At 37.8% G+C, this 3,290-nt stretch carries 2 protein-coding genes and 1 pseudogene; 1 reads left to right on the forward strand and 2 read right to left on the reverse strand.

Translation table 11 applies throughout. The features are described 5' to 3' along the window. Positions 1 to 39: 39 nt before the first annotated feature. Positions 40 to 1,014 carry a transposase gene (locus tag CWB62_RS18360; protein ID WP_138530786.1) on the reverse strand — a complete coding sequence of 325 codons (975 nt, stop codon included), beginning with the start codon at positions 1,012 to 1,014 and terminating at the stop codon, positions 40 to 42. Positions 1,015 to 1,096: 82 nt separating this feature from the next. On the opposite strand from CWB62_RS18360, the pseudogene CWB62_RS18365 reads away from it, so the two are divergent. Further along, positions 1,097 to 1,324 (forward strand): annotated as a pseudogene (locus CWB62_RS18365) (glycoside hydrolase family 97 C-terminal domain-containing protein); the annotation flags it as partial. Positions 1,325 to 2,380: 1,056 nt separating this feature from the next. Here the strand turns inward: CWB62_RS18365 and CWB62_RS18680 are convergent. After that, a partial coding sequence (locus tag CWB62_RS18680) for a hypothetical protein (protein WP_171034633.1) occupies positions 2,381 to 3,290 on the reverse strand: 910 nt, incomplete at its 5' end.

The following is a 3,290-nucleotide window of genomic DNA, read 5'->3' on the forward strand; positions in this document are numbered from 1 at the left end:
AACAAATTACCCACCGCATCAAAGTAAAGGCCCCGAGGGTCAAATCTTGACTTCAGACATCAAACAACCTCGTAGCTCTTCCAATTGTAATTTAACCTTCTTATTTTCAATCATTAATGCATTTAATCTACAGACAGTTTTGGATATCGCCGAATAGTGTTTAACATTAAAAATATCTGCTAATGCCTGCAAATTTAATCCCGTTAAATCTTGGCATAATTTAATAGCAAACCAACGGGGTAAGTTTTTCTCTTTTCGCCCTTTTTTAGCCATTACTATGTCATCTACCTCAACACTAAAGTGTTTAGCTATGTAAGAAATTACATCATCTGCTGAATGCTTTTTACTAACAAGCTTTCTTTCACTGTTAGATTTTGCAATATAGTCCTTTATGTTTTCAATAAAGTTATCACAACCCAACACCGACAATAACTTTTTGGCGCCATAAAAAGCGCTTATCTCTTCATTGCTCTCAAATTCAACAAACTGTTTGTACGCCGCATATTGACGCTTTTTACCTTGCAGCGAAAATATAAAATCTCGTACAAGCCATTTAGGCGTCGCTCCCCTTTTAATAAACGATGAATAGCTAGACCATTTATACTTAGCCAGGTCATCTACCATCGGGGTACTCGTTTCAATTGGGTTACGATGAATATACCGACTAACATGCAATAAGTAGTTATCAGCATCCACCAACACCGCTTTGTATCGCCCTCTAAACAGCGCGCCATCTGTGTTATGTGCTCTATTAAAGTATTGAGTATAAAGGCCATTAATATGCTTCATGGCTCGGCCTAAATTAGCATCGGGGGTTTTTATTAACAGGTGGTAATGATTAGTCATTAAACAATATGAATGCACCTCAATATTAAAGCGAAGGCTTGCTTGCTCAATGCTATATAAAAAATACTTAAAGTCGTCATCACTCAAAAAGGTATTATCACGCCCTCTTCCACGATTCATCACATGATAAAACGCATTTTCATACTCTATTCGCAACGGCCTAGACATAGCAATCCATTCAATTAACTGAACTATAAACTATAAATCTAGACCTTTGATGTCTGAAGTCAAGATTTGACCCTAATCACTTATAGGTGCAGTGACTGACGAAAAAGCCCGCACCATTGAGGTAAAACTCGACTTTTTAGAAAAAGGTAAAAAGTTTGAAGCGCATATATACCAAGACGGTAAAAACGCAGAATGGAAAAACAACCCGTACGATTTAGATATCGAAAAGCGCGTAGTTAGTGCAAACGATAAGCTAACTTTAAAACTAGCAACAAGCGGCGGCACTGCCATCCGCTTTAAAGCACTTTAAGCTTCACGGTTATATCAGTTTTACAGATATTTAAGTGTTACAAATAACAAACTCTGCACAGGTTACTGTGCAGAGCTTTGTATTTTTATAGGCAGATAAATTTGTGCACTTAAGCCACTTTCTTCGCTCATTCCCTCGCGACGTAACATGATACAAAGCACCTTCGAACTCTAATATTAACGGCCTAGCCACTTTTTTACCTATCTATGTTAGTAAATTAATAACTAAAGATTAAGCACTAGTCGGCTAAAAAGCAAAAAACAAGACCTGGCCCATAAGGACCCCAGTGTCACTTTAAAACAGCAGAGCTAGCTATTTGAGCCAGTGCTACTAATTGGTGGCACTGACACAGATTGCACGGCCTGCTGCTAGCAAGTGCGCAGTTCTACTGGGATTGGCTGCACACTTTAAAGTCAAATAGTGAGTAAGTCGCGGCCATATTTTGATTCCCTTGTGTTTATTAGGATCTCAGTAAAAATACTCTAATTACTAAAAAGTAAACCAAAATACTTCCATAAATATAATCAAATAAGTGACCTAATGATGGGTAGTTGAAGAACAAAATCCAAGAACTTGCGACCCCTAATCCCATTAACAAAAACCTCAGCACAGGAACAACATTCCTATCTTTTACTTTTTTCCTTATAACTGCCACAGTTAAAACTAAGTCAATAATAAAAATTAAAGGAACTAATGTAACTAACGGGTTCTCAGTTAGCATTCTGCATAACTCCAAAAAAGTCCACTGCGAGGGCTATTGGGGAACTATAACCGCTAGAAAAACAAAATAAGCTTCCACTAGCTATTAATTATCGTATAAATATCAACCTAACAGGGATGTAATACAATAGCACTAGCCCTAGTAAATAATCATATAAAATACCTTGTGAAGGCGCATCAAAAAATAATAACCACGTTGATATGCTCCCCAAAACTAGTGTTACAAACCTTACTAATGCAACCAAGTTAATATCAGCTAGCTTTTTTAGTTTGACGCATATCGTAAGAAATAAGTCCAAAATAAAAATAGCAGGGACAAGCCATATTAATATGTCGTTAGTTAGCATTACTTCTCATCCCATACTGAATGACTAAACCATCATTAATAGCCAATGAGGCTCCCGATACTGTTTGATAATTTCTCACATAATCTCCTCTAAAGTGGATACGATCCCGTCCCAAAGAATTAGTTAAATTTCTTGAATGATGAATGGTGTTTGTGCCTGAAGCTCGTAGTCCAAATTGTCCTATTTTTCTCCCTAAAGCTGCCCAACCTGCGCTAGTTATGTCAACACCAAAATATGCGTAATCACCATATTGTTCACCCAATGCATACCTCCACCCTTCTTGAGCATAATTACTTTCTGTTAAACCAACACCTTGAGCAGTATTAAAAAGGCCATGCGCTAAAATTAAAGCACCAAATATAAAAGTTATTGGGTTACTCATCAAACTAGCACCTAACAATGCCTGCCCAGCCCCCCCTATAGTTTGAAGCACATTCATACCATATTTTTGCACATAACCCAGAGCAGATCTCATCCCAGACATATGATTTTTAGCATTTGGTGGCGCAGGTAGTGTAGGTATATTGGGAAATAGTCCTTTACTACTATTGTTTCCTGACGAAGGAGCTGTACTACTATTATTTGTGATTGTATTGGGAGAACCAATATCACTAATAGCACTTCCTACTTTACCTTGGCTCTTCTGAGTATTCTCATTACCATTTGACGGCATAGAACTTTTGGAAGAGTTAGCAATTGGTGCATTTGGATTATCACTATTGCCTTTTCTCCCAATATCACCACCTGCGGCATTAGGACTAGAAGATGACTCCCCTTTATTTGGACCATCAGTAATTACAATTTCTAATGCCTTCGGCTCGCTTTGGCAACCATCTGAATCCTCAGGGTTACAGCTAGAATAGCCAGTTGGATCGGTTCCAGCTAAGGGGTTATTCATA

Source organism: Pseudoalteromonas sp. S408, assembly GCF_005886645.1.
Classification (GTDB): domain Bacteria; phylum Pseudomonadota; class Gammaproteobacteria; order Enterobacterales; family Alteromonadaceae; genus Pseudoalteromonas.